Raw genomic sequence first — 447 nt, 5'->3', positions numbered from 1 at the left:
CCGGCACCGGCAATGCGCTGAACGCGCTTGGCTTCGCCGGCAACACCGGCACTGCGAGCGCCTTCACCGCGGCACGGACCTCGGGCGTCGGCGGCCTCACAGGCAAGACCCTGACCTTCTCCTCCTTCAACGGCGGCACGGCGGTCAATGCCACCTTCGGCGACGGCACCAACGGCACGGTCAAGACGCTCGATCAGCTCAACACGAAGCTTCAGGCCAACAACCTGACGGCGACGATCGACGCCAACGGCCTGCTGACGGTCTCGACCACCAACGACTACGCGTCCTCGACGATCGGTTCGAGCGCCGCGGGTGGTGCGATCGGCGGCACGCTGACCTCATCTCTGACGTTCTCGACGGCTTCCAGCCCCGTTCAGGACACGGTTGCCCAGACCTCGCGTTCGAACCTGGTCGGCCAGTACAACAACATCCTTGCGCAGATCGACT

At 65.5% G+C, this 447-nt stretch carries 1 pseudogene; it reads left to right on the top strand.

The window, feature by feature from the left end:
- Positions 1 to 447: pseudogene (locus tag IVB47_RS02080) on the top strand (flagellin); the annotation flags it as partial.

The sequence above is a fragment of the Bradyrhizobium sp. 62 genome, from assembly GCF_023073035.1.
In the GTDB taxonomy this organism is placed as follows: Bacteria; Pseudomonadota; Alphaproteobacteria; order Rhizobiales; family Xanthobacteraceae; genus Bradyrhizobium.
Note: the sequence above shows the minus strand (reverse complement) of the source record. Positions and strands in the feature narration are given on the sequence as shown.